Genomic DNA, 26,999 nt, shown 5'->3' with positions numbered 1-26,999 from the left:
CCGGAATCCATAACCACCATCGGGGGTATGGATCCTCAGGTGCGCAATTGCGCACCATAGCTCGCGCTACGCGCGCCCCGGGATGACGAGGGTAGGCTTTATCCAGCCCGCCAAATCTCCTATACCGGTGGCCAAATCCCTTCCCTCCCCAGGAGACCTGCCTTGGACTCGATCGCCTACGTCAACGGCTCATTCGTCCCGCTCTCGGAAGCCAAGATCTCGGTGCTCGATCGCGGCTTCCTGTTCGCCGACGGCATCTACGAGGTCTCGGCCGTGCTCGACGGCAAGCTGGTCGACAATGCTTCGCATCTGGCGCGGCTGGAGCGGTCCGTCGGCGAGATCAAGTTGAAGTTGCCGGAGACCATCGAGCGCATCACCGAGCTGCAGAAGGAGCTGATCGCGCGCAACAAGCTCGTAAACGGCCTCGTCTATCTCCAGGTGACGCGCGGCGCCGACAAGGGCCGCGACTTCCCGTTTCCCAAGGCCGACGTCAAGTCGAGCCTGGTGATGTTCACGTCCGAGAAGGACATCATCAACGCCGCGGTGGCCAAGACCGGCATCAATGTCATCACGGTGCCCGACATCCGCTGGGAGCGCCGCGACATCAAGAGCGTGGCGCTGCTGGCGCAGGTGCTGGCAAAGCAGGCCGCGGCGGAAGCCGGCGCCGGCGAAGCCTGGATGCTGCAGGATGGCTATGTGACCGAAGGCGGCTCGTCCACGGCGTTCATCCTGACCAAGGACGACGTCATCGTCACCCGCCAGAACTCCAACGCGATCCTGCCGGGCTGCACCCGCAAGGCCGTGATCGCGCTTGCCGAGGAGCGCCAGCTGCGCGTCGAGGAACGCTCCTTCACGGTCGCCGAAGCGCTCGCTGCCAAGGAAGCGTTCATCACCAGCGCATCCTCGTTCGTGCAGCCGGTGGTCGCCATCGACGGCAAGACGATCGGCGACGGCAAGCCCGGCCCGATGGCGACGCGCCTACGCGAGATCTACGTGGACTTCGCCAAGGCGACGGCGGTGTAAGCGGCATACGTAGCGGTCGTAGGGTGGGCAAAGGCGCGCTTGCGCCGTGCCCCCACTCTTCGTCATTGCGAGCGAAGCGAAGCAATCCAGAATTCCTCAGCAGAAAGATTCTGGATTACTTCGTCGCAAGCGTTCCTCGCAATGACGGCGGGAGCGAAGCGTAGGGCACGATTCCGTCAACGTGGCGGCGGCAATCGTCCAAACACGCTGTCCAGCGCCATGCCGATCGCGAGCAGGCGGGGATCGCTGCCGGCGGGGCCATCGAGCTCAAGCCCGATCGGCAATCTGCTGCTGGCGCCGAGCGCGATCGGGATCTGGATGCCGGGAATCCCGGCATTGCTGCCGGGGTCCGTGTTCTGAATGAACAGCCCGAAATTCTCGAGGCTGCTGGACTCCGGATTGGAGGGAATGGCGACGCGCGGGGTGGTCGGGAAGGCGATCGCATCGAGCCGGTTGTCGGCAAAGCTCCTGGTGTACAGCGCCTGCAGCGCGGGGCGCGCAATCTCGATCGCGGCGTCGTAGATCGGCTTGGCGTCGACCAGGGTGCCGTCGGGACCAGGCAGCTTGCGCGGGATCACCAAGCCGTCATAGGTGCCCTTCACATCGGCGCTGGCGATCTGCTCCGCCAGTGCCGCGATGGAGAGGCCGGTGCCGGTGTGCCTGAGATAGGCGACCAGATCGTCATAGGCCTCGTACAGCGCGACGGGAAAGCTGACCTGGGCGTCGAGCTCTGCCAGTTGCGACATCTCGATCTCGACGACCGTGACGCCTTGCACCTTCATTTTCGCGACGGCTTCCTGGAACGCGGCCTCGGTGTCGGCATCGAGATTGGCCAGCATCGATCTCGCGAGGCCGAGGCGGACCTGCGTCAGATCCGCCGGCGCAAGCGCATCGCCACCGGCGATGACGCGGTCGAGCAGCGCGACATCCGCCATGGTCGCAGCCATCGGGCCCGCGGTATCGCGGGTGTGCGAGATTGGCGCGATGCCGTCTTGCGGATAGCGGCCGACCGTCGGGCGCAGCGAGGCGCATCCGTTCAGGGCGGCAGGCACCCGCACCGATCCGCCGGTGTCGGTGCCGAGCCCGCCGGCGACGATCCGCGCGCCGATCGCCGCGCCCGTGCCTGACGAGGAGCCGCCGGCGATCAAAGTGCGATCATAGGCGTTGCGCACGCCGTACTCGGCGCCGGTCTTGAATGCGGTGTTGTAGCCGGAGATGCCGAAGGCGAGCTCGTGCATGCTGGTCTTGCCGATGATGACCGCTCCGGCATCGCGCAGCTTTGTCACGACAGGCGCGTCGGTCTTCGGAATGTAATCCTTCAGCGCCGGTGTGCCTGCGCTACAGGGCAGTCCCGCGACCTCGATATTGTCCTTGATCACGATGGGTACGCCGCCGAGCGGCTTTGTCTTGTCGCCTGCCGCGTCGAACGCGGCCGCGGCCTTCAAGGCGCCGGCTTCGTCCAGGGTGACAAAGGCATTGAGCTCGGCGTTGGCCTTGGCACGGGCCAGGGCTTCCCGGGTGAGTGCGGTGCTCGTGAATGTCCCGGCGGCAAGGCCGGCCGCGGCCTCGGTCAGTGTCAACTGGTCGAAATCCATGATGCATCACCCGATTGCAGGAGGCCATCAGAGCGCCCCTTAAGGAGCAGAGGCTGAAGCGTCCGCGGCGCCGCGTCAACCGGTGGCGTGCATCCTTGCCGGCGATGGCGTGTCCAGTTCGGCGAGCAGCCGCTCGACGTCGGCCTTCACCTTCACAACCGCGATGTCCTTCACCGGGCCATAGCCGCGGATATCCATCGGGCCTTTGGCGATCGCCACGAGATTTGGCAGATGCGCCGTATCGAGCTCGCCCAGCATCCGCTCGATCAGGCCTTCATACCAGGCGATCAGTTCACGCTCTGCGCGCCGTTCCGCGGTGTAGCCGAACGGATCGAAAGGCGTTCCGCGCAGTGCTTTCAAGCGCGCGAGCATGGCCAGAGGCACCTGAATCCACTGGCCGAAGGCGCGTTTGCGCGGACGTCCCCGTGCATCGCGCCGCGACTTCAGGAACGGCGGGGCGAGGTGGTACTGGATGCTGAAGCCGTCCTCGAATTCACGCTTCAGCTCGTCGAGAAAGCCGCTTCGCATGTGGAGCCGCGCCACCTCGTACTCGTCCTTGTAGGCCATCAGCTTGAACAGGCCGCGAGCGACCGCCTCCGTCAGCGCCTCACTGTTCAGCTTGGCCTCGGCATTGCGGACCTTTCCGACCATCGCCCGGTAGCGCGCCGCGTAGGCGTCGTCCTGATAGGTCGTGAGGAACTCGGCGCGCCGGGCAATGATCTGGTCGAGCGTCTCGGCTTCAGGTGCCTTGTCCGAGGTCGGCAGAAAATCCGGATCGGCAGCGGCGATCCGGCCCCAGGCAAAGGCCTGCTTGTTGCGCTCGACCGCGACGCCGTTGAGCTCGATCGCGCGGAGCAGCGCCTGCAGCGAAACAGGGACGAGACCGCGCTGCCAGGCAAAGCCCAGCATGATGATGTTGGCGTAGACGGCATCGCCGAGCAGGCGCTCGGCCAGCGCATTGGCACTGAACGTGTCGAGATTGTGCTCGCCGATGACCTGACCGATTGCGCGCAGGCGGCTTGGCGCAGCGAGATCGGCGTCGCGGAAGCGGACCACGTCGCCGGTCGGCATTTCCGCGGTGTTGACGGCGGCACGGGTGCCGCGGCGATATGTGCCTGAGGCCTTGGGCGAGGAGCTGACGACGAGATCGCAGCCGATCAGCGCATCGGCCGCGCCCTGGTCGATGCGAACCTGGTGCAGCGCCTCGGGGCTCGCGGCCAGGCGAATGTAGCTCAGCACAGGCCCGAATTTCTGCGCAAAGCCGGTGAAGTCGAGCACCGAAACGCCGCGGCGTTCCAGATGCGCGGCCATGCCGATCAGCGCGCCGACGGTGATCACGCCGGTGCCGCCGACGCCGGTCACCAAGAGATCGTAGGGCCGCTCGAGCGTTGCGGGCGCGGGCAGGGGTAGCGTGGCGGCGCGGCCGGCGGCATCGATCCGGCTCGCGCTCTTCTTCCGCCGCGTCGCGCCTTCGACCGTGACAAAGCTCGGACAGAAGCCGTTGAGGCAGGAAAAATCCTTGTTGCAGGCCGACAGATTGATCTGCCGCTTGCGCCCGAACGGCGTCTCCTTCGGCTCGACGCTGAGGCAATTGGATTCGACCGAGCAGTCGCCGCAGCCTTCGCAGACGAGGTCGTTGATGTAAGCGAAGCGCTTGGGATCGGCCATCTGCCCGCGCTTGCGCCGGCGCCGCTTCTCGGTGGCGCAGGTCTGCTGGTAGATCAGCACCGAGACGCCGGGAACCTCGCGCAGCTCGCGCTGCACGGCATCCATCTCCTCACGCGGATGGATGGTCACGCCGGATGGCAGGTCGGCCGGCCTGAATTGCGGGGGATCGTCCGACACCAGGGCGATGCGCTCGACACCTTCGGCGCGGACGCTGTGGGCGATGGCATGGACGCTGACGGGCCCATCGACCGGCTGGCCGCCGGTCATGGCGACCGCGTCGTTGAACAGGACCTTGTAGGTGATGTTGGCCCTGGCCGCGATCGCCTGCCGGATCGCCATCGAGCCGGAATGGTAGTAGGTGCCTTCGCCGAGATTCTGGAACACGTGCTTGCGGCCGGTGAATCGCGATGAAGCAGCCCAGTTCACGCCCTCGCCGCCCATCTGGATCAGTGAGGAAGTCTCGCGGTCCATCCAGCTCGCCATGAAGTGACAGCCGATGCCGGCGAGCGCCTTCGATCCTTCCGGCACTTTGGTCGAGGTGTTGTGCGGACATCCCGAGCAGAAATAGGGCGTGCGCGTCGCGCCGCTGACATTGATCGTGCGCGCGGCCTCCGGCATCAGGGCGGCCACGCGCGCGGCGAGATTGAGACCCGGAAACTTCGGATCGAGCCGGCGCGCGAGCACGTTCGCGAGCGCGCGAGGCGACAATTCGCCGATCCAGGAGATCAGCCGTGCGCCGGTTTCGTCGTGCTTGCCGACCATGCGCTCGGGCTTGCTGCCGGGATAATCGTAAAAATATTCCTTGAACTGGCTCTCGATGATGCCGCGCTTCTCCTCGACCACCAGGATCTCGCGCTTGCCCTTCACGAACTCCATCGCGTCGTGCAGCGCCAGCGGCCAGACCATGCCGACCTTGTAGACGTCGATGCCGAGGCGGCGGCAGGCGGCTTCATCGAGGCCCATCAGCCGCAGGGCTTCCATCAGGTCGAGATGCGCCTTGCCGGTGGTGACGATGCCGTAGGTGGCGTTGGGGATATCGTAGATGTGGCGGTCGATCGGATTGGCCTTGGCAAAGGCGTAGACGGCGTGCTTCTTGGCTTCCAGCCGTTCCTCGATCTGCGGGCCCGGCAAATCGGGCCAGCGATAGTGCAGGCCGCCCGGCGGCGGCGTGAAGTCTGGCGTGCGGAAGAGGCGCGGCGGGCGGAGCGCGACGGAGGCGCCCGATTCCACGATCTCGGAGATCGCCTTGAAGCCGACCCACATGCCGGAGAAGCGGCTCAGCGCGTAGCCATATTCGCCGAACGCCAGATATTCGCCGACGTCCGAGGGGTGCAGCGTCGGCATGAACCAGCTCATGAAGGCGACGTCGGACTGGTGCGGCATCGAGGAGGAGACGCAGCCATGGTCGTCGCCGGCGACCACCAGCACGCCGCCATGCGGCGAGGAGCCATAAGCGTTGCCGTGCTTGAGCGCATCGCCGGACCGATCGACGCCCGGGCCCTTGCCGTACCAGAGCCCGAACACGCCATCGACCTCGCGGTCGCCTTGCGTCTCGACCTGTTGCGAGCCGAGTACAGCTGTCGCCGCGAGGTCCTCGTTCACGGCGGGAAGGAATTCGATGCGGTCCTGCTTGAGCCGCTGCTGGATGCGCCAGAGCTCGAGATCGATGCCACCGAGCGGCGAGCCGCGATAGCCGGAGATGAAGCCGGCGGTGTTGAGCCCGGCTGCACAGTCTCGTCGCGCCTGGTCGAGCGCGATGCGGACGATGGCCTGCGTGCCCGTGAGGAAGACGCGGCCCTCCTCGCGCTCATAGCGATCGGAGAGCTCGTAGGTGTCGAGTGACGGAATGGCGTCCATGGCGGACCTCGCGCGGCATCCTGCCCAGTGATGGAAGGTTATGCCCGGGCCGCTGGTAGGTCTTACCTATTTATCCCTTCTGTTACGGAAATCCGGTAGAATTTTGCATGCAGGCGCCAAATCTGGTAGATCTGCTCGAACTGGAGCCTCCCATGATCGAAGAGCAGGACACCCGCATTCTCGCCCATCTCCAGCGAGATGGCCGCGCCACCAACCAGCAACTCGCCGACGGGGTCGGCATGTCCACCTCGGCCTGCTGGCGGCGGGTGCGCGCGCTGGAGGAGAGCGGCGTCATCCAGGGCTATGCGGCGCTGGTCGCGCGCGAGCAGGCAGGCTTTGCGATGTCCGCCATCCTCCACGTCTCGCTGGAGCGGCACGATGCAAAGTTCGTCGATGAATTCGTGGCGAGGGTCACCAAGCGCCGCGAGGTGCTGGAGTGTTTTGCGACCACCGGGGACGCCGATTATCATTTGCGCGTCGTCGTGCAGGACATGGCGGCCTACAACCGCTTCCTCGACGAGTTCATGTTCCGCATCCCCGGCATCCGCTACGTCCGCAGCAACGTGGTGCTGAAGGAGATCAAGACCAGCGTGGCGCTGCCGTTTTGAAGGAGGTGCTACGGCACCGCGATATCAACCTCCCGTAAACCAACACAGGCTGCAAAGTGGTAACTGAACATGCCATTCGTCGGCGGTTCGGCGTCGCAGCGGTATTCCGGTCAGTTTTGTCGCGCTCGTTCGCAGCTCGTTCACTTTGATCGACGGTTTGCGCCGCGCAATAACGACCACTTAGGCGATCGCCGCGCATAAAGGCCCCGGGATAAATAGGCAGAAATGCCCGGGAGCTGAGATCGTGCCGACGACACTCGCGCGCACCTTTGCGGCGTTGAGCGCCATCAATGAAGCGATCCTGTACGCGAGATCGCCGGAGGAGCTGTACCAGAAGGTCTGCGACGCCGGGTTTTCGAGCGGGGATTTTCTGGCCGTTGCCGTCTTCCTGGTCGAGCCGGACGGCCGAAGGCTGCGCTACGCGGCCGGTTGTGGCGATGACATTGCGCGGCTCCGCTCGATCGTGATCACGACGGAAGCCGGGACGCCTGAAGGGTCCGGCGTCGGCGGCGAGGCGTTTCGCGATCAGAAGCTGTGCGTCAGCAACGACTATCTGAACGATCCGCGCTCGCTGGCGTGGCGCGAAGGCGCCGCCAAGGCGCATATCGGTGCGGCCGCGGCGCTGCCGCTGCTCTGCAATGGCAAGAGCGTCGGCGTATTGTATGTGACGCGGAGCGAGGCCAACTCGCTGAACGAGCAGATGGTGTCACTGTTCGAGCGCATGTCGGCGAACATTTCCTACGCGCTGGACAATTTCGCCCGTGAGACCGCGCGGCAGACCAGCGAGCGGGCGACGCGGCGGCTCAACCGCATGTTCGGCGCCATCAGCGCCACCAACGAAGCCATCCTGCGCGCCAAGACCGAGCGGGAGCTATACCAGCTCGTGTGCGACGCTTCGGTCCACAGCGGCAAGTCGCTGGCGACCATCGTGCTGCTTCGCGAGCCGGACTCGCACTGGATGAAGCCTGTCGCCGCCACCGGGCAGAACCTCGATCTCGTCACCCAGGCACGCTATTCGGTCGATCCGGAGAGCCCTTACGGCAAGGGCATATCGGGCGAGGTGTTCAGGACGCAGAAAGCCATCGTCGAGGACGATCTCGCCAGCCGCACCAGGGGCACGCCGTGGGAGCAGGCCAACGTCAACACCGGCGTCGCCGCCTGCGTGGTCGCGCCGTTGATCAGGCACGGCGAGAGCGTCGGCGTGCTGCTGTTCTTCATCAGCCGGTCCTGGGCCAAGGACGAGGAGATCGTCGCGCTGCTGCTGCGCATGGCCGAGAACGTGTCCTTCGCGATCGAGAATTTCGGCCGCGAGGCCGAGAAAGCCCGGATCTCCGCCGAAGAAGAGTGCCTGGCGCGCATGTATGCGGCGCTCAGCGCCACCAACGAGGCGATCCTGCGGGCACGGTCGCGGGCTGAGCTGTTCGACCTCGTCTGCGAGGCGACCGCAACGGGAGCAAAGTTCACCTCGGCCACCGTCGCGCTGGTCGACCATCAGACCGGGCTGCTGCGCGTCGCCGCCTGCTACGGGCCGAATGCGGATCAGGTTCGCAACTTCACGTTCTCCACCTCCGACCAGGTGCCCGAAGGGCGCGGCTTGACCGGCACCGCGTTTCGCACGCGCCAGCCCGCCGTCAGCAACGACGTGCTCGCCGACGACCGCATTGCGCCCTGGCAGGCCAGCGCCCGCCGCACCGGCATCGCATCCTCCGCGGCCTTGCCGCTGTTCAACGGCGACCGGGTCGAGGGCGTCTTTCTGTTCAACTCCCCGGAGCGCGGCACCTTCACGCCGGAGCTCGTCGAGCTGCTGCGCAGGCTTCAGGCCAACGTCGCCTTCGCGCTCGAAAGCTTCGACCGTGCCGATGAGAAGGCGCGGGCGGACAAGCAGCGCAATCGTCTGAGCGGAATGTTCGAGGCGCTGAGCGCAACCAACGAAGCCATCATGCGCGCCAAGACGCGCGAGGAGTTGTTCGACGCGGCCTGCCAGGCGGCCGTGCTCGGCGACGTGTTCGCCTCGGCGACGATCGGCATCATCGACGAAGCACGCGAAGTCGTCCGCGTCGTTGCCGTCAAGGGACGCTTGCAGGAGCGCATGAGCGGGCGTACCTGCATCATTTCCGCCGACCATCCCGAGGGCCAGGGCATCATCGGCACCTCGCTGCGGACGTGCCGGCCCAGTGTGATGAACGATTATCTGAACGAGCCGCGCTCCGCATATTGGCGCGCGCAGGCCATCGAGGATGGAACGCGGGCTGCGGCGAGCTTCCCGCTTCTGAGAGCGGGACGGGAACCGGTCGGCATTCTGCTCTTCCTCGCACCGGAAGAGAATACGTTCACGCCCGATCTGGTCGAGCTGCTCGGGCGGCTCGCGGAGAACGTCTCCTTCGCACTCGACAATTTCGAGCGCGCCGAGGAGAAGGCCCGCACCGAAGCGCAGAAGGAGCGCCTGACGCGCATGTTCGCGGCGCTGAGCGCGACCAACGAGGCGATCATGCGCGCGAAGTCGCGGGCCGAGCTGTTCGACCTCGTCTGCCTTGCGGCGTCGAACGGCGCCAAGTTCACCTCGACCACGATCGCGCTGGCAAGGGCCGGCAGTGATCGGCTGGAAATCGTAGCGAGCGCGGGCCCGTCCGCCGACACCACCCGTAATGTGCGGCTCTCCGTCGATCCGGAGCGGCCCGAAGGACGTGGGATGAGCGGCACGGCGTTCCGCACGCGCCAGCCCTGCATCAGCAACGACTATCTCAACGACGACCGCGTGAGCGCCTTCCACGCCATCGTGCGCGGCGACGGCGCGCGGTCGGGGGCCGCGTTTCCGCTGATCGCGCATGACCACGCGGTCGGCGTCATGATCTACATGTCCACCGAACCGGCGACCTTCACGCCCGAATTCGTCGACCTGCTGCAGCGCCTCGCCGACAACGTCTCCTTCGCGATGGAGAATTTCGATCGCGCGGACGAGAAGAACAAGGCCGACGAGCGTATCGAATACCTCGCCTCGCACGACAGCCTGACCGACCTGCCGAACCGCGAGACCTTCAACGGGCTCTTGCGCGAGGCGATCGACGCGGCGCAACGCCACGATCACCGCTTTGCGGTGCTGTTCATCGACCTCGACCGCTTCAAGGTCATCAACGATTCGCTGGGTCACGAGGCGGGCGACCTGCTCCTGCTCGAAGTGGCGAACCGCCTGCGCGGCGCCCTGCGGGCGAGCGACGTGGTCGCGCGCCTCGGCGGCGACGAGTTCGTGGTGATCCTTGACCAGTGCGGCGAGATCGAGGACGTCCAGCGCATCGCCACCGGGCTGCTCGCCGCGCTCGCCGAGCCCATGCAGCTGGCCGGCCACGAGTGCCATTCCACCGCCTCGATCGGCATCGCGATGTATCCGGCCAACGGCTCCGACGCGCAGACGCTGACCAAGAACGCCGACATGGCGATGTACCTCGCCAAGGAGGACGGCAAGAACGGCTATCGCTTCTTCTCCAACGAGGTGAAGACGCAGTCGATCGAGCGGCTGTCGCTGGAGAGCGCGCTGCGCCGCGCGCTGGAGCGCGAGCAGTTCTCGCTCAACTACCAGCCCAAGGTGGACATGGCGACGGGTCAGATCACGGGCGTCGAGGCGCTACTGCGCTGGGCGCATCCCGATCTCGGCAACGTCTCGCCGGCACAGTTCATTCCGCTCGCGGAGGAAACCGGGCTGATCGTGCCGATCGGCCGCTGGGTGCTGAAAGAGGCCTGCGCGCAGGCCATGGCCTGGCAGCGCCGCGGCCTGCTGCCGCTGTCGATGGCGGTCAACCTGTCGCCGCGGCAGTTTGCGGACGAGCATCTGTTGCAGGACGTCGACGAGGCGCTGGCGGCCTCCGGCATGTCGCCGGTGCTGCTCCAGCTCGAGGTCACCGAGAGCATGATGATGCGCAATGTCGGCCGCGCGCTCAAGGTGCTCGACTCCATCCAGAGCCGTGGCATCCGTCTCGCCATCGACGATTTCGGCACTGGCTATTCGTCGATGTCGCTGATGAAGCACTTCCCGATCGACACGATCAAGATCGACCGCTCCTTCGTGCGCGACCTGCCGCAGGATTCGGAGGATCAGGCCATCGCGCAGGCGATCATCAGCATGGGCAAGGCCCTCGGCATGACCGTCGTCGCCGAAGGCGTCGAGAACGCCGAGCAGGAGGCATTCTTGCGCGCCCATGGCTGCGACGAGATGCAGGGCTTCCTGATCTCTAAGCCGCTGCCGGCGCGGCAGATGGGCGAGCTGCTGCGGCCCATGGCGCTGCCCGTCGCGCCGCCGCTCCAGCCGGAAGCGACCGGCGAAGACGCAGGCTCAGGGCTGAAACGCGCTGTCGTCTGACGGCTGCGGGTGCAGCTCGCGCACCTCGTGCTCTTCCCCCTCGGACTTGCTCGGAAAGTCCTGGGGACCGGTCAGTGACGTCTGCTCGGTGAACAGCGCGAGAATGGCGCGCGCGCCCTCGGCGAAGCTCGTCCCTTCGCTCACGTTCAACGCGCAGCAGCTTGTTGCGCTCATCGGCTCCTGGTCGTCGACCACGGCCATCGCGGGCCCCCACCACCAGGCGGGCGCGGGCGAACGCTCGTTCTCCGGCACCACATGCCAGCGGACGAACTCCTCCATCACGCGCTCGAATTCCAGGCGGGCAGCCTGATGCATGTGGTCGATGCTCCCGGAATCGCGTCCGACGACGGGTCGACACGCTGACTAGATCGTCACGTCGCTCGGAAAAATCGGCTCGTGCAAGCGAACCGAACCATGAAAGGCCGACATCGCCGTCGGCAATGCGGATCGCGCGGCTGTCGGCAATGTGCCGGCGCAGCCGCGACAAGTCATTCTAGCCGCTGCAGGGCACGGCAAGCAAGCGATCGGAGCCGCGATTGCCTAACGCGGCCTGAACGGATGCGCCTTCTGGTGCCAGGCCCAGGCCGTGCGGACGATCGTCGGCAGGTCGGAGTGACGCGGCACGAAGTTCAGCACCTTTCTTGCAGCAGAGGGATCGGCGACCAGAAAGGTGGGATCGCCGGCGCGGCGCGGCTTGATCGTGTGCGGCACCTCGCGCCCGGTCTCCTGCCTGATGGCGTCGAGGATCTCGCGCACGGAAAAGCCGGAGCCGGTGCCGAGATTGAAGCTGCCGCCGGCATGGCCTTGCTCCAGAAGCCTCAAGGCCGCCACATGCGCCGCCGCAAGGTCCGTGACATGGATGTAGTCGCGGATCGCGGTGCCGTCGGGCGTGTCGTAATCGTCGCCGAACACCGCGAACTCGACATGGCCCTGAAGCGCCATCATCGCGCGGGGAATGAGGTGGGTTTCGTTGTCGCGCAGCTCGCCGATGCCACCGGCCGGATCGGCGCCGCTGGCGTTGAAATAGCGCAGGCAGAACGCGCCGAAGCCATAGGCCGTGCGGTAATCGGCGAGCATGCGCTCGATCATCAATTTCGACGCGCCGTAAGGATTGATCGGCGCGCAAGGAAAGTCTTCCGGTAGCGCCTTGGAATCGGCGTTACCGTAGACGGCGCCGGTCGAGGAGAACACGATGCGATGGCAGCCCGCGTTGCGCATCGCCTGCAGCAGCGACAGCGTGCCCTGGACGTTGTTGATGTAATACTTCTGCGGGTCGGTCATGGATTCCCCGACGAGGCTCGCCGCCGCGAAATGCATCACCGCCGTGATCTTGTGGTCGGCGAAGGCGCGCGCCAGCGCCGCGCCGTCGAGCAGATCGCCCGTCACCAGCGGGCCCGATACGAAGCTGCGATGACCTGTCGAGAGATTGTCATAAACGACGGGCTGATAGCCGGCGGCGGACAATGCACGGCAGGCATGCGAGCCAATATAGCCAGCGCCCCCGGTGACGAGGACGGTCGGTCGGTCGGTCATGTCGTATTCTGCTCTTCTCTTAGCGGAGGGGGCGGTTGCGGCTGAAGAGAAGATAGAGCGCGCGGGGGTTGGTGGTCAAATAACGCCAGAGCAGACGGCGCGGCTCGAGCAGGGTGCGCCAGACCCATTCGAGCCCGATCTTCTGCATCCATTGCGGCGCGCGGGAACGACTGCCTGACAAGAAGTTGAACAATCCGCCGGATGTCTTGATGACGCCAACATTGGTCAGATGCGGCGTGAATTCCTTCACGAATGCCTGTTCGTTGGGCACACCGAGCGCGACCCACAGATAGTCCGGTGCCAGGGCGTTGATCTCCTCGACCTTGGCACGCAGCGCCTCGCCGCGCAGATAGCCGTGGCTGTGCCCGACGATCTTGAGACGTGGATACATTTTCTGGACGTTCGCGACCGCCGCGGCGTTCTCGGCCTCGCTTGCGCCGAACATGTAGAAGGTGCGGCCGGCGGCTTCGGCCTTGCGCGCGACGACGTGGAACAGGTCCGTGGTTGCGACGCGCTCCGGCAGCGGGAACCAGGATTGCAGCTTTGAAGCGGCGACCAGCGGCTGTCCGTCGGCGTTGATCAAATCGGCGGCACGGAACAGCTGCTCGGTCTGCGGCTCGGTCGAGCAGCGCGCCAGCACCTCGCCATTGGCCGAGGTCAGGAACAGCGGACGGCCGATGCGATGGTCGGGATTCGTCGCCTCGATCATGAAATCGGCGGTCTCTTCCAGGTCGATCGCGGCCATGCGAAGTCCGCCGACGGTGATTCTCGGCACCTCGGCAGTTGCTGCCCGTCCGTCGAGGTTGACGCGGCGCTCAAGCATATTGTCTGCCTCGCTGGCGCGTTTGCATTGCAGGGGTGAGCTCGTCGAGCACGACGCCGACGAGCTTGCGCTCGGCCGGGCCGAGCGCGGCTAGGATCTCTTCCAGGCTGTCGTTGACGTCGAGGCTGGTCGGCAGCACGGCCACCAGCGAGTCGATGTCCTCGAGCAGCTTGCGGCCGCCGGCCGCGAGCGGAATGGCCGGGCCGTCGAGGATCACGAGATCATAGCCGCCCGCGGAATGGGCCTGCACAATCGCCTTGTGGATGGCATCGGCGGCTTTGCCGGCGTCGCCTTCGGCGGCCGGCAGCACCGAGATGCCGTTGACCGTCTTGATCTCGCGCGCGTCCTTGCTGCCGATCGAGAGCCAGCCGAGCCTGCTCGGCTCGCTCTTGCCGGGACGGATGACCCTGTTCGTGAGCGAGCGCCCCTGATGGTCGGCATCGATCATCAGCACGCAGGCGCCGTCGCGTGCGGCCGCCAGCGCGAAGTTCAGCGCGGCCACGCTGCGGCCGCTGGTCTTGCCGGTGCCGACGAGCGCAACGACCGGCATCGCCTTGGCGCCGGCGCGCCGCGTCACCGCGGCGCGCATGTCGCGCCAGGCGTTGAGCAAGCTCGTCATGGGAAAGCCGGGGCGCAGCGTCGGCCAACCAAGCCGCGTGAGATCGACGCCGCCGCCGGTGGGAAGTATGGCGCCGAGCGTATGGATGACGTCGGCCTCCTGGAAGCGTGCGATCAGCGGCTTCTCGATCGCTGGCTGCTCGACCATCGAAGGCTGCAGCGGGGGCGCGGCAAGTTCCGGCATGGACGGCGCAGCTTCAGGAGCGCGCGGGGCCTGGCGCGGCTGAGCAACCTCCGCAGCGCGCGGGAGCTCCGGTGCTCGGGACGCCTGCGGCGCCGGCGAGCGCTCACGCCGGGCGGGTGTCGGCGTCGCGGGCGCGGCTGCACCGGCGAAAAGCAAATCTGCCACGACGAACCAGCTCGATGCTGCGATCGCCCCGAAGATGAAGCCGATCATGGCGAACAGGCTCATGGCGGGCGGGAACGAGCGCCGCTGCGGCACCGTCGCCTCGCCGATGATGCGGGCGGCCGAGGTGTTCAGGCTCTCCTGCTCCTCGGTCTCGCGGGAGCGCTTGAGAAAGGACTGATAGACCTCACGGCTTGCGTCGGCCTCGCGCTCGAGCTCGCGCAGGCGCACGGCGGCCTGGCTGAGCTGAACGCTCTGCCGCTTCTGCGCTTCCAGCGCCCGGTTGAGCGAGGCTTCGTAGTCGCGGGCGCGCGTCAAATCGTTCTTGGCGGACTGGGCGAAGCGGTCGATCTCTTCGTTGATGGTGCGCTTGAGGTCCTCGACCTGCTTCTCGGTCTGGCGCAGCGCGGGATGGCGCGGCCCGAGCTCGCTGGCCTGCTCCGCATATTTCTTGCGGGCGTCCGCATATTGCGCGCGCAAATTCGCAATGGTCGGCGATTGCAGCGCCTCCGGAATCGCGCCGGCATCGGCAGCGGTGCGGCGGCTCGCCTCGATCTGGTCGAGCCGCGCCTGCGCGTCCATCGTCGCCGCGCGGGCCGCGGAAAGCCGCTGGTTGCTGGCAGAGAGCTGCTGATCGCTGATCAGCGCATCCTGGGTGCCGACGAAATTGTTCTGGGCCTTGTAGGTCGCCAGCGCGGTCTCGGCGTTACGCAGCCGGTCGCGCAGCTCATTCAGGCGGCTGGAGAGATCGTTGGTGGCGCGCCGTGCCGCCGAAGCCTGCGACTTGCGGGACTCGGCGAGATAGGCATTGGTCAGCGTGTTGGCGAGCATCGCCGCCTTGGCGGGATCCGTCGACCAGACCTCGATGTCGACGATGAAGCTCTTCTCGGTTTTGCGGATCGCGATGTGCTTGTTCAACGCATCGAGCGCCGCGAGCTCCACTTCCCTCTTCTCCGCAGCGGAGGGCGCGCGCGGCTGCAGGCCGATCAGGCCGAGCAGCGACGACATCAGGCTCCGAGCCTCACCGCCTCCGAATTCCGGATCCTTGTCGAGGCCGGCCTGCTGGATCACCTGGAGCAGCACGCTGTTGGAGGTGATCAGGCGCGCCTGGCTCTCCACCACCATGGCCATGCCGGTGACGTCCTGGGCCCGGGGCGTGAGCTCGCGGTCGACGAGCTGAAGCTCGCGCGGGTCGACATAGAGCTGAGCGGTGGCGGTGTAGCGAGGCGTCACGCTCTTGCCGATGGTGACGGCAAGCGCCGCACCGAGCAGGGCGGCCGCGGCGATCGCGACCTTCCGCCGCCAGAGCAGATGGGCGAGCTCCAGCACGTTGAAGCCGGCCTGAGGCTTCCGTTGCTCGGCCTCTGGTCTGGCTCGATCGATCGGCTGGCTATAATCAAGCATGATCCCCAGCTTTCATTCCAAGTGCCGCGGGCTGAGGGGTTACTCTTCGCTTTACGCCACGCACCCGGGATATAGGTGCCCAATCAACGCAACAGGGAAAATTAACCATACTCATTGAGGGACTATTCACCGAAATGGCAAACAAAGCGTTTAAGCGCATGCCATCCCTCGGCGCGTCCCTATGACGCCCGCGATACCCGCCGCTTCCAGGAATTAACGGTTCGTTACCGCGCGCAGCATGGCCGCGAGCCGTCGTTCGTCCGTTGGTGGGCCGCGCACGTGCCATCGCCGTCAGATCCTCCGAAGGATGACGTGATAGTCGCCGCGGCGGACGTCGGTGCCGCGCGGCAGCACGGCATTGAGCACCGCGGCGCCGGCGTCGACCAGGGCCGCAACCAGCGGCTTGCGCCGGCGCATCTCGGGATAGCGCGGACTTTCGACCTCACGACGATAGATCATCTCGAGGCCGTTGGCGGCCGCGAATGCTTCCAGCCGGGGCAGCGTCACCAGCGGATGGAAGAACGTCGGGAACGGCGGCTCGCCCGGCAGGCCGGCGTCCTTGATGCCGCGGATGTGCCGGTAGAACCAGACGTGAAACCAGTGCGGCGAATATTTGGTGACGACCCCGGAGAGCGAGCGCGGATTCGGTGCGCCGATCAGGATCATCCCGCCGCGCCTCAGCGCATCGCGGAAGTTCAGGAGCGCGGCGTCGACATGGGGCAAGTGCTCGATCACGTTGTAGCAGATCACGAGATCGAAAGTGTCGCGGGCGAAGCGGTAGGTCTGGACGTCGCCGAGGATCGACTCGTCGGCGTAGGTGTTGTTGCGGACCTGGTCCTCGTCGATGTCGACCACGGTGACCTTGCTGCGGCTCAGCAATTCCGGTGGCAGAACGCTGCACGAGCCGCCGCCCGCCTCATAAATCGCGAGCCGGCCCTGCGGCAGCTCGCGGCACAGCACGTCGTGGACGGCGAGCAGGCTGTCGCGGGCTTCGCCGGGAACGAGATCATGGAGCGCCTCGGCATATGGTGCAGCCGCGGGGAATTGGATCGCCGTGGCTGTCGCGAAATCGATCGGGGCTGGCTTGTTCATGGATTCTGACCGCGCTTGTTCTATTCAAATTTACAGGAAAAAATGCGCCTGCCCGAAGAGCAAATCCGATGCCGCACCATCTCACCGATCGCAGTGCTTACGGCCCGGTTAATGCGCATGCGCATTAACTACGGTATTGTTCATGTTGGAGCGTTGCCGGCGCATGGACCGCCAATTGCAGCATGACGCGCGGCGAACTTGGTGGCTATGTACCGCGCGGCAGCCGTCCATTTTGAGACGCATCCGTCCCGCGGCGATGTGCCGTCGTGGGACGCGCGATCGAAGCAGGGATTCTTCAATACATCTCGGACATCTAGACCTCATGACATTGATCCCGACAGACCTGTCTGCGGCCCGGATTGCGGCTGCCGTGCGCGATCCCAACCGGGAGATCGTGGCGAGCTCTCGCGTCATCGACCTGTCGGTCGGCATCATCGTCTGTGTTCCCTGCTTCCGTCGTCCGCAACACCTGCGCCTGACGCTGGAGTCGCTCGCGAACCAGCGCACTCCGCGCTCCTTTGCCGTCGTCATGGTCGAGAACGATGCGGTGCGGCGCGAAAGCGCGCCGGTTGCCGCGGAGTTTCTGGCCGCTGGAAGACTCCAGGGCGTCTGCCTCATCGAGAAGCGACAGGGGAATTGCCAGGCGATCAATGCTGCCTTCGAGACGGCGCAGCAGCTGTTTCCCGCCGCTAACCGTTTCCTGATGATCGACGACGACGAGATCGCATCAAGCGACTGGCTCGAGCTGATGGTCCGCACCGCGGAGGCGACCGGCGCCGACGTGGTCGGCGGGCCGGTGCTGCCGGTCTTCGACGACGACAGCAAGCCCTGGCTTTCGCGTCATCCCGCCTTCTGTCCCGCCTACGACTACAGCGGTGCGGTGCCGCTGATCTACGGCTGCGGCAATTGCCTGATCACGCGTGCCGTCTTCGAGCGGTTCGACCGTCCCGCGTTCGACCTGCGCTTCAATTTTCTCGGCGGCGGCGATTGTGATTTCTTCGTGCGGTGCCGTGACGCCGGTATGCTGTTCCACTGGACGGCGGAGGCCGTCATCACCGAGACCGTGCCGCGTAGCCGCACCAGCCTCGGCTGGATCGCAAAGCGCGGCTTGCGCATCGGCGCGATCAATTATCGTGTGCAGTACAAAGCCGCCCCGAGCGCAGCAGCGCGGGCGCGGGTGTTTGCGCAGATGCTGGGCCGCTTGCCGCTGTCGCTGCTTCGCGCCGCCGCCTTGTTGCCGTCGTCGAAAGCCGTCGTCGCGATGCATCCCGTGATGGTTGCGTCTGGCGCCGCCCTGGCGGCCCTCGGCCTCGAGCCGAAGCCTTACGAGGCCTCGAAGATCGCGTCCTGACGCGGCGAGGATTAGATACCGAAACGGGCGAGGGCGACCCGGATTGCCGAGCGCGGCAGCGATTTGAGCGACTGGCGGCCGATCATCGCGAGATAAGCGAACGCCTGGCGATACCTGCCGAAGCGGACCGCTTGCATCGCCGAGTAGGTGACGAGATGAATCTCGGCGGCAAGGCGCAGCCCGGCTGTCATGTGCTCGGGCAATCTCGCCAGGATCAACCCGTCATCGAACACCCGCGCGATGGCCGGGAAGAAGTCCCTCGGCGTCCGGACCGCGGCGTTCATGGTGTTGGCGGTGTGAAGACGATAATCGAGCAGCAACTCCGGCGCGAACGCGAACTCCCCGATCGCAGCGAGGCGGCACCAGCAATGCCAGTCCTCGCAATATTTGAGGGACGTATCGAAGCCGCCGATGGCGCGGAAAGCTTCCGCGCGTGCGAGCGCGATGCCGCCATTGACGATGAAATTGCCGGCGGCGAGCCGCGTCAGCACGTCTCCGGACGGCTTCCGGCGCCCCTTCAACAGGCCGCGCCGGCCGATCTGGCGGCCTTCGCTGTCGATGGTGTTGTAATCGCCATAGACGAGAACGGCGCGCGGCGCGCCACGCGCTGCAGCGAGCAGCGCCGCTACCGCGCCGGGGCGCAGGCGGTCGTCGGCATCGAGGAAGAGCAGCCACTCGCCGCTTGCCTGTCTTGCGCCGAGGTTGCGTGCGGCCGATACGCCCGCGGAATCGTTGCGGAACAAGTGCAGCCGCGGGTCACGCATGCCGCGGACGATCGCAACGGTTTCGTCGTCCGAGCCGTCGTCCACGACGATCACCTCGGTCACCTCGCGCTGCGCCAGAGCGCTGGCGAGCGTTTCGCCGACATAGGCCGCAACGTTCTTGGCCGGAATGATGACCGATACCGGTGTGGTCGAGCCGACCTGAAGCGGAAAGCGCGCCGGCGCTGCCGCGCGGGAGGCGGCTGGCAGTTCGAGAACCTCTTCAGCGGTGATCAAGCTACGGCTCGCCTTTAATGATCCGTTAACCAGGACCCATGTGCCGCGCTGGTAACGCGGGCGATCTACAAGTCCAGCGTGCGCGCATGATACTCGCATTGCGCTCGAACCGTTGCCGAGAAGGGCCGTGTGCCGCCGGTTTCGTAGAATAACGTTAAGCCGCTGGCATTAAGCCTGTGGCAAATTTGGAAGAGTGCGGCGGCCTGTCCCGTGCGAGAATACGCATCGGAATGCCGCGGATGGAATCCCGTGCCCGCAAACAGGTTCGAACACGGCCCCGATACGATGATCCTGAACCTCTTTTACGAGGACAAGGATGACCGCTGGTTTCCGGGCGACCGGCATCTGCGTCGCATCGCCCGCCGGTTGTTGCTCGGCGAGCCGCGCATGAGTGGCCAGCTGCGCGTGTTCCTCAATCTCTGTGCGGGGCTCGACCGGCTCGGCATCCGCTACCGCGTCAACGATTACGGTTACATCGCGGAACATCCCGACGAGCTTGCCTGTATCGTCGGGCGCACGTTCCTGCTCGACAAGTTCGTATGGAAGAACCCGATCCTGCTCGGCGCTGCCGCCCACAATCATCCGCTCGACGACCCTGATCTATTCAAGCGCCTGCCGGTGAAGAAGGTCGTGGTGCCTGGTCCCTGGTACGTCGATATGTACCGTCCATACTGGCCCGACACCGAGGCCTGGCCTGTCGGCATCGACACGAATCTCTGGGCGCCGTCGGCTCGAGCCCAAAAGACCGTCGATGTCCTGATCTACGACAAGGTGCACTGGGATCGCGAGCGCTACGCGCCGGAGATGATCGAGCCCGTGCGCGCCCGGCTCGTCAGGGAAGGCCGCTCGTTCACGGAGCTGCGCTACGGCAGCTACAAGGAGGCAGATTATCAGGCTGCGCTCGCGCGTTCGCGCGCGATGATCTTCCTGTGCCAGAGCGAGAGCCAGGGCATCGCCTATCAGCAGGCCTTGTCGTGCGGCGTCCCGGTGTTTGCCTGGGATCCGGGCGGGCCATGGCGCGACCGCGATTATTATCCGCACCGCGTGCAGTTCGCGCCGGTGTCGTCAGTGCCGTACTGGGACGAACGCTGCGGCGTCAAGTTCACCGACATCGCCGGCTTCGAGGCGGGCTGGGACAATTTCTGGGCCGGGTGCACCGCGGGCGCGTTCGATCCGCGCGGCTACATCCTGGACAATCTCACGCTGGAGCAACGGGCGCTGCAATATTACGAGATCGCGCGGAGCATCATGCGGCAGCCCGCGATGTCGCAGACCTCCGCAAGGCCCGTTGACGAAGCCTCGGAAGGGTTGAGCCGCGACCCCAAGCTTCGCCGGCGTTACCAAATGTCTTGAGCCATGGACCGCAGTGCCGCCAACATGACCGACGTCGAGGCCCGTTCGTTCGGCTATATCCTGCGTGATCGCCTCGCAGGGCTCGATGCCGTGCAGGTGGCGCGCTGCCTCGTCGCGGTCGGGGCGCTGCTGCTGGTGCTGGTGACACTCGATCCGTTCCCGGACCTGCGCAATCCCGACGTCACCATGATCGTCGGCGGACGAATGGCGCTGACCTATATCGCCTGGGGCCTGCTGGCTGCGGTCGCTATCCTGTGTGTCGCTGCCACCGATGCGCCCGCGCTGAAGAGCCTGGTGACGCCGCTGCATCTCTGCCTGCTGGGCTGGCTTGTGATCAACATCGTGTTCTCCGAAAGCCGCGGCGTTTCGATGCAGCGATTCGTGCTCACGGTCAGCGTGACGTCGCTCGCCATCGTGTTGCCGTTGCTGCCGCCGACGCGGCGCAGCTTCAACCTTTGCCTGGGCGGCGCCGCGCTCGTGCTGCTCGCGCTGTGCTATCTCGGCGTCTTCCTCGCGCCGCAATATGCGGTCCACACGGCGCTCGACGTCACCGAGCCGCAGCTTGCCGGCGACTGGCGCGGCAGCTTTGGCCACAAGAACATCGCCTCCGCCGTGATGACCATCCTGGTCTATGTCGGCATCTACCTGTCCGCCGTCGGCTCGTTCGTGATGGGGCCTGTGATCGCCGTGCTGGCCGGCACCTTCCTGATCTTCACCGGCGGCAAGACGTCCTCGGTGCTGTGCCTTGCGATCTACGTGCTCGCTTCGCTGGTCTATGTCACGCCAAGCCTGTGGCTGAAGCGGCTCATCTGCTTCGTGCCGCTGATTGCGATGAACCTGTTGACCGTCGGCAGTGTCGTCAGTCCGGTGCTGGCGGAGATGACACGGCTGCTTCCGCTCGATCCCACCTTCACCGGGCGCTCCGCGATCTGGGATTTCGCGCTCGCGGCCGTCGCCGAGAAGCCGATCATCGGCCACGGCTATTCTGCGTTCTGGGACGACGTGAGTGCGCGGGCCACCGCGGAAGGAGCCGAATGGGCGACATCGGCGGCGCACAGCCACAATAGCTACCTCGATCTCGCGGTCACGATCGGTCTGCCGGGGCTGCTGCTGGTGATCCTCATCTTCGTGCTCGCCCCGCTCCGCAATTTCCAGACAGCGCAGGCTCACAGCCGCAGTGGCGCACTGGCCAAGCTGTTCCTGACCGTGTGGCTGTTCGGCCTGTACTACGGTGCCACCGAGACCTTCCTGCTCGAACGACAGAATCCGATCTGGTTCATGTTCGCGCTGGCGGTGGCCGGCCTGCACTTCCTGGCGAGGTTCCAATGCATCGAGCAGACCGAGCCCCGCGCATGACCTTCCTCAGCGTTGATCAGCCCGACGATTTTGCGTCCAGCGCGTCGGCCATTGCGGTCGATTTCCTGCGTGACTGGCGGCACGCGGCCTCGCGCCTGAGCGCCGGGCACCGCACCGCCTTCCAGCATGCTAACTGGCTCGGCGCCTGGTACGAGTCGTTTCACGACGTCGGGCCACTGATCGCCGTGATCTCCGATGCTGCCACCGGCAAGGACATCGCAGTCGTGCCGATGATCAGCCATGTCAGGCGCGGCATCCGCATCGTCGAGTTCGCGGACCTCGGCGTCTCCGACAACAACGCACCGATCCTGGCGCTCGATGCCTCGTTGGATGCGGGAACGGCGGACGCGATCAACACGGCGCTGATCGGCGCGTTGCGCGCGCTGCCCGATCGTCTCGATCTGCTCCGCCTGAAGAAGATGCCGGCAGAGGTCGGCGGCAAGCCGAATCCGCTGGTATCGCTCGGCCGGATCGGATCATCCTCGCTCAACGGCAATCTCGTGTTGATGGGCGACGACTATGGCGGCTATCAGGCCGCGATCAAGCGCCTGCAGATGCCGCGCTGCTGGCGGGTCTTCAGCCGTCTTGCCGGTGCGCGGTTCGAGATCGCCCCCGACGTCGGGCGTGCGCACGAGCTGTTGGACGTGATGGATCTCCAGCAGCAGGCACGCATGCAAAAGCTCGGCTCGCGGTTCGTTCTCAACGACGAGACCCATGCGCGATTCTATCGCGAGGTCGTCCGCCGGGGCCTCGCGGGAGGTTATGCCATGGTCTCGGCATTGGTGTGCGAGGAAGGCATTGTCGCCACCGCGCTCGGCGTCAAGCATGGCGCGACCTATGTCCTGCTGCGCATCAGCCATGGCGGCGATCAATGGTCGAGCTGCTCGCCGGGTCTGCTCGTCACCGAGCGCACCCTGGCGGCGCTGCATGCGCAAGGCCTGCGCCGTTTCGACCTCAGCATCGGCAATCAGGACTACAAGCGGCGCCTCGGCGCCGAGAGGGTGCCGCTGACCGATGTCAGCGTCGCGCTGTCCTGGCGCGGCCTGCCCTTCGCCTGGCGCGATCACGCCGCGCAGGGCCTTCGGCGCTATCCGAAGCTCGCCTCCCTCGCGGCGAGGGCGATGGGCAAGGGAGCGCGCTGACGCCACGCAGGGTTGCAAGGTCACTCGAACATCGCGCTCGATGTGTTATCGTCGCCGCAATAGCGGAGGCGACATGGAAGACCGTTCGGCCAAATATCGTGCATTCTATGCGCAGTTGATCAGCGCGGCGGCGAAGGCTGCGGACCCTCGCCTCGAGCAGGCCTTTCGGACCGTCAGGCGCGAGCCGTTCGCCGGGCCCGGGCCGTGGTCGATCTGTCTCGGCGGTCATCCCTATGTGGTCACGCCTGACGATGATCCCGCCTTCCTCTATCAGAACGCACTGTTGGCGCTGGACCCGGCGCGCGGTCTAAACATCGGCATGCCCGGAGCGCACGCCTATTGGCTCAGCGGCTGCGCCGTGAAGGAAGGCGAGACCGTGGTCCAGATCGGCGCCGGCAGCGGCTATTACACCGCCATTCTGGCGTATCTCGTCGGTCCCGGCGGCCGCGTTCACGCCTATGAGATCGATGAACGTCTGGCGGGACTTGCGCGCGATAATCTGAAGGACGTCGCCCATGTGGACGTGCGCGGACGGTCGGGCATCGCGGCGGATCTGCCGGAGGCCGACGTGATCTATGTCTGCGCGGGCGCGGCACAGCCGGCGCCGGAATGGCTCGATGCGCTGCGGCCCGGCGGGCGGCTGGTGTTTCCGCTCGCGCCCGAAGGCATGTACGGCGGCATGTTGATGATCACGCGGCCGGATGACGGTGAAATCTGGCCGGCGAAATTCCTCAGTCGCGCCCAATTCATCGGCTGCGCGGGATTGCAGGATGCCGAGGCCGGCCGGCGATTGGGCGAAGCGTTCACGAAAGGTTGGGAAGGGGTGCAGTCGTTGCGGAGAGAGGGCGTCCCCGACGAGACATGCTGGTTTGCCGGCGAGGGCTGGTGGCTTTCGACGGCGCCCGCACCTCTACCGACGGAGCCGGTTCGGCCTCACGCCGACATCACGCAGATTTAGCGGTGACCGTATCCCAATTCCGGATTGGGGCGGCATTCCCCGACTGAGAATGCCGCCCGGGTTGCATCAGCCATGCAGCTTTTTGGCGGTCTCCGCGATCTGGCGGCCCTGATAGCGCGCGCCGGCGAGCTCGTTGGCGCTGGGCTGGCGGCTGCCGTCGCCGCCGGTGATCGTGGTGGCGCCATAGGGCGCACCGCCCGTGACCTCGTCGAGCTTCATCTGGCCGGCAAAGCCGTAATTCATGCCGACCACGACCATGCCGAAATGCAGCAGGTTGGTGATGATCGAGAACAGCGTGGTCTCCTGGCCGCCGTGCTGGGTCGCGGTGGCCGTGAAGGCACCGCCGACCTTGCCGTGCAGCGCGCCCTTGGCCCAGAGCCCGCCGGCCTGGTCGAGGAAGTTCGCCATCTGCGAGGCCATGCGGCCGAAGCGGGTGCCGGTGCCGACGATGATCGCGTCGTAATTGGCGAGGTCCTCGATCTTGGCGACCGGCGCGGCCTGGTCGAGCTTGTAATAGGAGGCTTTCGCGACCTCGGCCGGCACCAGCTCGGGCACGCGCTTGATGTCAACGGTCGCGCCGGCCTCGCGCGCGCCTTCGGCGACGGCATTCGCCATCGCTTCGATATGGCCATAGGCGGAATAATAGAGGACAAGAACTTTGGTCATGGTGGTCTCCGTTGGGATTGGGTGAGGTGATTGGTTGCTTGATCGTCACGCCGCGTCGACGAGCACGAGCTCGGAATCTTCGAGCGCCGTGATCTTCAGCTTGGCCTCGTCGCGGATCGCGGCGCCGTCGCGGGCATTGACGCGGACGCCGTTGATCTCGACGGCGCCTGCCGCCGGCACCAGATAGAGATGCCGCGACGTCTGCGGCTCATACTCCGCGCTCTCGCCCGCCTTCAGCGTGGTGGCGAGCACCCGGGCATCGGCGCGGATCGGCAGTGCGTCCGTGTCGCCGGCAAAGCCGCTCGCGATGGTGACGAGCCTGCCGGAGCGGTCTGCCTTCGGAAACGGCTTCGAGCCCCAGGTCGGCTGTCCGCCGCGCATCGCCGGCTCGATCCAGATCTGGAAGATCCGCGTCCTGGTCGGCTCGAGATTGTACTCGGAGTGGCGGATGCCGCTGCCGGCGCTCATCACCTGCACGTCGCCCGCTTCAGTGCGGCCCTCGTTGCCGAGGCTGTCCTGATGGGTGATCGCGCCTTCGCGCACATAGGTGATGATTTCCATGTTGGCGTGGGGATGGGCGGGAAAGCCGGTGTTGGGCGCGATCTCGTCGTCATTCCACACGCGCAAGGCGCCGTGGCCCATGTTGTTCGGGTCGTAATGGCCAGCGAACGAGAAATGATGCTTGGCCTTGAGCCAGCCGTGATCGGCGCCGCCGAGCTTCGCGAAAGGTCTGAGTTCGATCATCTGTGCAATTCCTTGATGTCCCGATTGATCTGTTGGATAAGCCTTCGCCTGTGGTATAGAAATAGAAACTGTTGAAACGCATTGTTTCTCTAAATGCCCCATCAGGATCGACTGCCATGGCAAAGCTCCCAGACTTCGAAGCGCTCGCGATCTTCGCCAAAGTCGTGGAGCTGCGATCTTTTGCGGGGGCTGCGAGCGAGCTTGGGATGTCAAAGGCCACGGTGTCCAAGGCGGTCACGCGATTGGAGGAGCGGCTCGGCGCGCGGCTGTTCAACCGCACCTCGCGCCGGCTCGCGCTGACCGATGCCGGCCACAAGCTCGCCGAACGCGCGACGCGCCTCTTGGCCGACGGCGAGGCCGCCGAGAACGAGGCGCTGGCGCAGTCGGTGGCGCCGCGCGGCCTGGTGCGGCTCGCCGTTCCCATGACGTTCGGTATCAAGGCCGTGGCGCCGCTGCTGCCCGAGTTCTTCCAGGCCTATCCGGAAGTCTCCGTCGATCTGCATTTGAGCGATGCGACCGTCGACCTGATCGGCGAAGGTTTCGACATGGCGGTGCGGATCGCGCGGCTGCCGGACTCTTCGCTGATCGCGCGGCGGCTCTTCACCATGCCGCGGTACACGGTCGCCGCGCCGTCCTATCTCAAGAAGCATGGCCGGCCGACGCACCCGATGCATCTCGCCGCACACAAATGCTTCAGCTACGCCTATCTCTCCACGCCCAACGCCTGGCACTACACCAATTCGGCCGGCGAGCAGGCCAGCGTGCGCCCGGGCGGCCAGCTTCGCGTCAACAACGGCGAAGCCGTGATGCCGGCGTTGATCGCGGGGCTCGGCATCGCCGAGCTGCCGGAATTCATCGTCGGTGAGGCGATCTCGTCGGGCGAGGTCGAAGTCATCCTGAAGGACTGGAAGCAGGCGGAAGGCGCCGTGCACCTCGTGACCCCGCCAGGCGGCCCCCGCCCCGCGCGCGTCGAAGCGCTCGCCGATTTCCTCGCAGCCAAGCTGCCGGGCACGTGCAAGCGCCGGCCGAAGAAAGGTGTGAAGGCAGGGTAACTGTCGTCCCGGACAAGCGCGCCCAAAGCGCGCGCGCCGATCCGGGACCCATAGCCACAGGCAGTGTGGCTATGGGGACTCGGAGTGACCTGCTTCGCGCAACGAAAGCGCCCTGTGGTTATGGATCCCGGATCTGCGCTGACGCTTGTCCGGGATGACCGCTCGAAGCGTGCCCACCAACTGCTACGACACCTTCACGCCATGGACCGCGACAACGCGCAGGCTCGGCTTCAGCGTCCCCTCCAATTGTGCCTTCAATTCGTGAACGCGTGGGTCGCTCGACCGCGCCGCGCATACCCCATATTGATGGACGGATCGCGCCAGCGCGCGCCGCGCTTCCGGCGTTTTCGTCAATTCGGGCGTCGAAAGCCGCAACACGATCGCCGCGAGATTCACCAGCATCTCGTCCAAGGCGAGGTCGATGGTTCCAAGATTGTGCATCACTCACTCCCTGGAAGGCC

General features: G+C 65.8%; 20 protein-coding genes. 9 read left to right on the top strand and 11 right to left on the bottom strand.

Going from position 1 to position 26,999, the window contains the following annotated elements:
* Positions 1–162: 162 nt before the first annotated feature.
* Positions 163–1,023 carry a D-amino-acid transaminase gene (locus tag I6F17_RS22395; RefSeq protein WP_057028294.1) on the top strand — a complete coding sequence of 287 codons (861 nt, stop codon included), beginning with the start codon at positions 163–165 and terminating at the stop codon, positions 1,021–1,023.
* A gap of 176 nt (positions 1,024–1,199) precedes the next feature.
* On the opposite strand, the gene iaaH is transcribed toward I6F17_RS22395, so the two are convergent.
* Both iaaH and I6F17_RS22385 read right to left on the bottom strand, forming a co-directional pair.
* Complete coding sequence (iaaH, locus tag I6F17_RS22390; protein ID WP_225129873.1) at positions 1,200–2,618, bottom strand: indoleacetamide hydrolase; 1,419 nt, start codon at positions 2,616–2,618, stop codon at positions 1,200–1,202.
* 75 nt (positions 2,619–2,693) lie between these two features.
* Positions 2,694–6,143 (bottom strand): indolepyruvate ferredoxin oxidoreductase family protein, encoded by a 3,450-nt coding sequence (locus tag I6F17_RS22385; RefSeq protein ID WP_225129870.1) that lies wholly within the window; start codon positions 6,141–6,143, stop codon positions 2,694–2,696.
* Positions 6,144–6,295: 152 nt separating this feature from the next.
* Here I6F17_RS22385 and I6F17_RS22380 point away from each other — a divergent pair, with 152 nt between their 5' ends.
* Together I6F17_RS22380 and I6F17_RS22375 are read left to right on the top strand one after the other, a co-directional pair.
* Positions 6,296–6,751 carry an Lrp/AsnC family transcriptional regulator gene (locus I6F17_RS22380; protein WP_225126576.1) on the top strand — a complete coding sequence of 152 codons (456 nt, stop codon included), beginning with the start codon at positions 6,296–6,298 and terminating at the stop codon, positions 6,749–6,751.
* A 244-nt stretch (positions 6,752–6,995) separates the two neighbouring features.
* Positions 6,996–11,102, top strand: coding sequence for a GAF domain-containing protein (locus I6F17_RS22375; protein WP_225129867.1), 4,107 nt, complete (start codon positions 6,996–6,998; stop codon positions 11,100–11,102).
* On the opposite strand, the gene I6F17_RS22370 is transcribed toward I6F17_RS22375, so the two are convergent.
* From I6F17_RS22370 to I6F17_RS22350, 5 genes are all read right to left on the bottom strand, one after another.
* On the bottom strand, positions 11,076–11,417 hold the full coding sequence (locus I6F17_RS22370; protein WP_036036357.1) for a hypothetical protein: 342 nt from the start codon (positions 11,415–11,417) through the stop codon (positions 11,076–11,078). The two genes, I6F17_RS22375 and I6F17_RS22370, sit on opposite strands and share 27 nt — an antisense overlap.
* A gap of 225 nt (positions 11,418–11,642) precedes the next feature.
* Positions 11,643–12,635, bottom strand: coding sequence for a UDP-glucose 4-epimerase GalE (gene galE / locus I6F17_RS22365; protein ID WP_225129864.1), 993 nt, complete (start codon positions 12,633–12,635; stop codon positions 11,643–11,645).
* A 19-nt stretch (positions 12,636–12,654) separates the two neighbouring features.
* Positions 12,655–13,458 (bottom strand): WecB/TagA/CpsF family glycosyltransferase, encoded by an 804-nt coding sequence (locus tag I6F17_RS22360; protein ID WP_036036361.1) that lies wholly within the window; start codon positions 13,456–13,458, stop codon positions 12,655–12,657.
* On the bottom strand, positions 13,451–15,826 hold the full coding sequence (locus tag I6F17_RS22355; protein ID WP_225129862.1) for a GumC family protein: 2,376 nt from the start codon (positions 15,824–15,826) through the stop codon (positions 13,451–13,453). Before I6F17_RS22355 ends, I6F17_RS22360 begins: the two co-directional genes overlap by 8 nt.
* 291 nt (positions 15,827–16,117) lie before the next feature.
* Positions 16,118–16,918, bottom strand: a complete 801-nt coding sequence (locus I6F17_RS22350; protein ID WP_225129860.1) for a methyltransferase — start codon at positions 16,916–16,918, stop codon at positions 16,118–16,120.
* 322 nt (positions 16,919–17,240) lie between these two features.
* Here I6F17_RS22350 and I6F17_RS22345 point away from each other — a divergent pair, with 322 nt between their 5' ends.
* Positions 17,241–18,269 (top strand): glycosyltransferase, encoded by a 1,029-nt coding sequence (locus I6F17_RS22345; RefSeq protein ID WP_225129857.1) that lies wholly within the window; start codon positions 17,241–17,243, stop codon positions 18,267–18,269.
* An 11-nt stretch (positions 18,270–18,280) separates the two neighbouring features.
* Here the strand turns inward: I6F17_RS22345 and I6F17_RS22340 are convergent, their stop codons facing one another.
* Positions 18,281–19,267, bottom strand: a complete 987-nt coding sequence (locus I6F17_RS22340; protein ID WP_225129855.1) for a glycosyltransferase — start codon at positions 19,265–19,267, stop codon at positions 18,281–18,283.
* A gap of 249 nt (positions 19,268–19,516) precedes the next feature.
* Here I6F17_RS22340 and I6F17_RS22335 point away from each other — a divergent pair, with 249 nt between their 5' ends.
* The 4 genes from I6F17_RS22335 (at position 19,517) to I6F17_RS22320 (ending at position 24,076) form a co-directional block, all read left to right on the top strand.
* A complete protein-coding gene (locus tag I6F17_RS22335) occupies positions 19,517–20,620 on the top strand; it encodes a glycosyltransferase family 1 protein (protein ID WP_225129852.1) in 1,104 nt (367 codons plus the stop codon).
* A 3-nt stretch (positions 20,621–20,623) separates the two neighbouring features.
* Complete coding sequence (locus I6F17_RS22330; protein WP_225129850.1) at positions 20,624–21,976, top strand: O-antigen ligase; 1,353 nt, start codon at positions 20,624–20,626, stop codon at positions 21,974–21,976.
* Positions 21,973–23,118, top strand: a complete 1,146-nt coding sequence (locus tag I6F17_RS22325) for a GNAT family N-acetyltransferase (protein ID WP_225129849.1) — start codon at positions 21,973–21,975, stop codon at positions 23,116–23,118. The genes I6F17_RS22330 and I6F17_RS22325 overlap by 4 nt, the downstream gene beginning before the upstream one ends.
* A gap of 73 nt (positions 23,119–23,191) precedes the next feature.
* Positions 23,192–24,076, top strand: coding sequence for a methyltransferase (locus I6F17_RS22320; RefSeq protein ID WP_225129847.1), 885 nt, complete (start codon positions 23,192–23,194; stop codon positions 24,074–24,076).
* A 66-nt stretch (positions 24,077–24,142) separates the two neighbouring features.
* Here I6F17_RS22320 and wrbA read toward each other — a convergent pair whose 3' ends face one another.
* Both wrbA and I6F17_RS22310 read right to left on the bottom strand, forming a co-directional pair.
* The gene (gene wrbA / locus I6F17_RS22315) at positions 24,143–24,742 is read right to left on the bottom strand and encodes an NAD(P)H:quinone oxidoreductase (RefSeq protein ID WP_057028278.1); all 600 of its coding nucleotides are present in this window, start codon (positions 24,740–24,742) and stop codon (positions 24,143–24,145) included.
* A 45-nt stretch (positions 24,743–24,787) separates the two neighbouring features.
* The gene (locus tag I6F17_RS22310; protein WP_035997400.1) at positions 24,788–25,486 is read right to left on the bottom strand and encodes a pirin family protein; all 699 of its coding nucleotides are present in this window, start codon (positions 25,484–25,486) and stop codon (positions 24,788–24,790) included.
* 116 nt (positions 25,487–25,602) lie between these two features.
* Here I6F17_RS22310 and I6F17_RS22305 point away from each other — a divergent pair, with 116 nt between their 5' ends.
* The gene (locus tag I6F17_RS22305) at positions 25,603–26,538 is read left to right on the top strand and encodes a LysR family transcriptional regulator (protein ID WP_036036387.1); all 936 of its coding nucleotides are present in this window, start codon (positions 25,603–25,605) and stop codon (positions 26,536–26,538) included.
* 183 nt (positions 26,539–26,721) lie between these two features.
* Here the strand turns inward: I6F17_RS22305 and I6F17_RS22300 are convergent, their stop codons facing one another.
* Positions 26,722–26,979, bottom strand: coding sequence for a hypothetical protein (locus I6F17_RS22300; RefSeq protein ID WP_225129845.1), 258 nt, complete (start codon positions 26,977–26,979; stop codon positions 26,722–26,724).
* Positions 26,980–26,999 lie beyond the last annotated feature (20 nt).

Origin of the sequence: Bradyrhizobium sp. NBAIM18 (assembly GCF_020193825.1) — a bacterium.
Classification (GTDB): Bacteria; Pseudomonadota; Alphaproteobacteria; order Rhizobiales; family Xanthobacteraceae; genus Bradyrhizobium; species Bradyrhizobium yuanmingense.
This window is presented reverse-complemented; position numbering and strand designations above follow the sequence as displayed.

What these genes read in the sequence shown, in the direction of transcription:
- iaaH (WP_225129873.1), bottom strand. Translation starts at nt 2,618, where the DNA reads ATGGATTTCGACCAGTTGACACTGACCGAGGCCGCGGCCGGCCTTGCC.
- I6F17_RS22385 (WP_225129870.1), bottom strand. Translation starts at nt 6,143, where the DNA reads ATGGACGCCATTCCGTCACTCGACACCTACGAGCTCTCCGATCGCTAT.
- I6F17_RS22380 (WP_225126576.1), top strand. Translation starts at nt 6,296, where the DNA reads ATGATCGAAGAGCAGGACACCCGCATTCTCGCCCATCTCCAGCGAGAT.
- I6F17_RS22370 (WP_036036357.1), bottom strand. Translation starts at nt 11,417, where the DNA reads ATGCATCAGGCTGCCCGCCTGGAATTCGAGCGCGTGATGGAGGAGTTC.
- galE (WP_225129864.1), bottom strand. Translation starts at nt 12,635, where the DNA reads ATGACCGACCGACCGACCGTCCTCGTCACCGGGGGCGCTGGCTATATT.
- I6F17_RS22360 (WP_036036361.1), bottom strand. Translation starts at nt 13,458, where the DNA reads ATGCTTGAGCGCCGCGTCAACCTCGACGGACGGGCAGCAACTGCCGAG.
- I6F17_RS22355 (WP_225129862.1), bottom strand. Translation starts at nt 15,826, where the DNA reads ATGCTTGATTATAGCCAGCCGATCGATCGAGCCAGACCAGAGGCCGAG.
- I6F17_RS22350 (WP_225129860.1), bottom strand. Translation starts at nt 16,918, where the DNA reads ATGAACAAGCCAGCCCCGATCGATTTCGCGACAGCCACGGCGATCCAA.
- I6F17_RS22345 (WP_225129857.1), top strand. Translation starts at nt 17,241, where the DNA reads ATGACATTGATCCCGACAGACCTGTCTGCGGCCCGGATTGCGGCTGCC.
- I6F17_RS22330 (WP_225129850.1), top strand. Translation starts at nt 20,624, where the DNA reads ATGGACCGCAGTGCCGCCAACATGACCGACGTCGAGGCCCGTTCGTTC.
- I6F17_RS22325 (WP_225129849.1), top strand. Translation starts at nt 21,973, where the DNA reads ATGACCTTCCTCAGCGTTGATCAGCCCGACGATTTTGCGTCCAGCGCG.
- I6F17_RS22320 (WP_225129847.1), top strand. Translation starts at nt 23,192, where the DNA reads ATGGAAGACCGTTCGGCCAAATATCGTGCATTCTATGCGCAGTTGATC.
- wrbA (WP_057028278.1), bottom strand. Translation starts at nt 24,742, where the DNA reads ATGACCAAAGTTCTTGTCCTCTATTATTCCGCCTATGGCCATATCGAA.
- I6F17_RS22310 (WP_035997400.1), bottom strand. Translation starts at nt 25,486, where the DNA reads ATGATCGAACTCAGACCTTTCGCGAAGCTCGGCGGCGCCGATCACGGC.
- I6F17_RS22305 (WP_036036387.1), top strand. Translation starts at nt 25,603, where the DNA reads ATGGCAAAGCTCCCAGACTTCGAAGCGCTCGCGATCTTCGCCAAAGTC.
- I6F17_RS22300 (WP_225129845.1), bottom strand. Translation starts at nt 26,979, where the DNA reads ATGCACAATCTTGGAACCATCGACCTCGCCTTGGACGAGATGCTGGTG.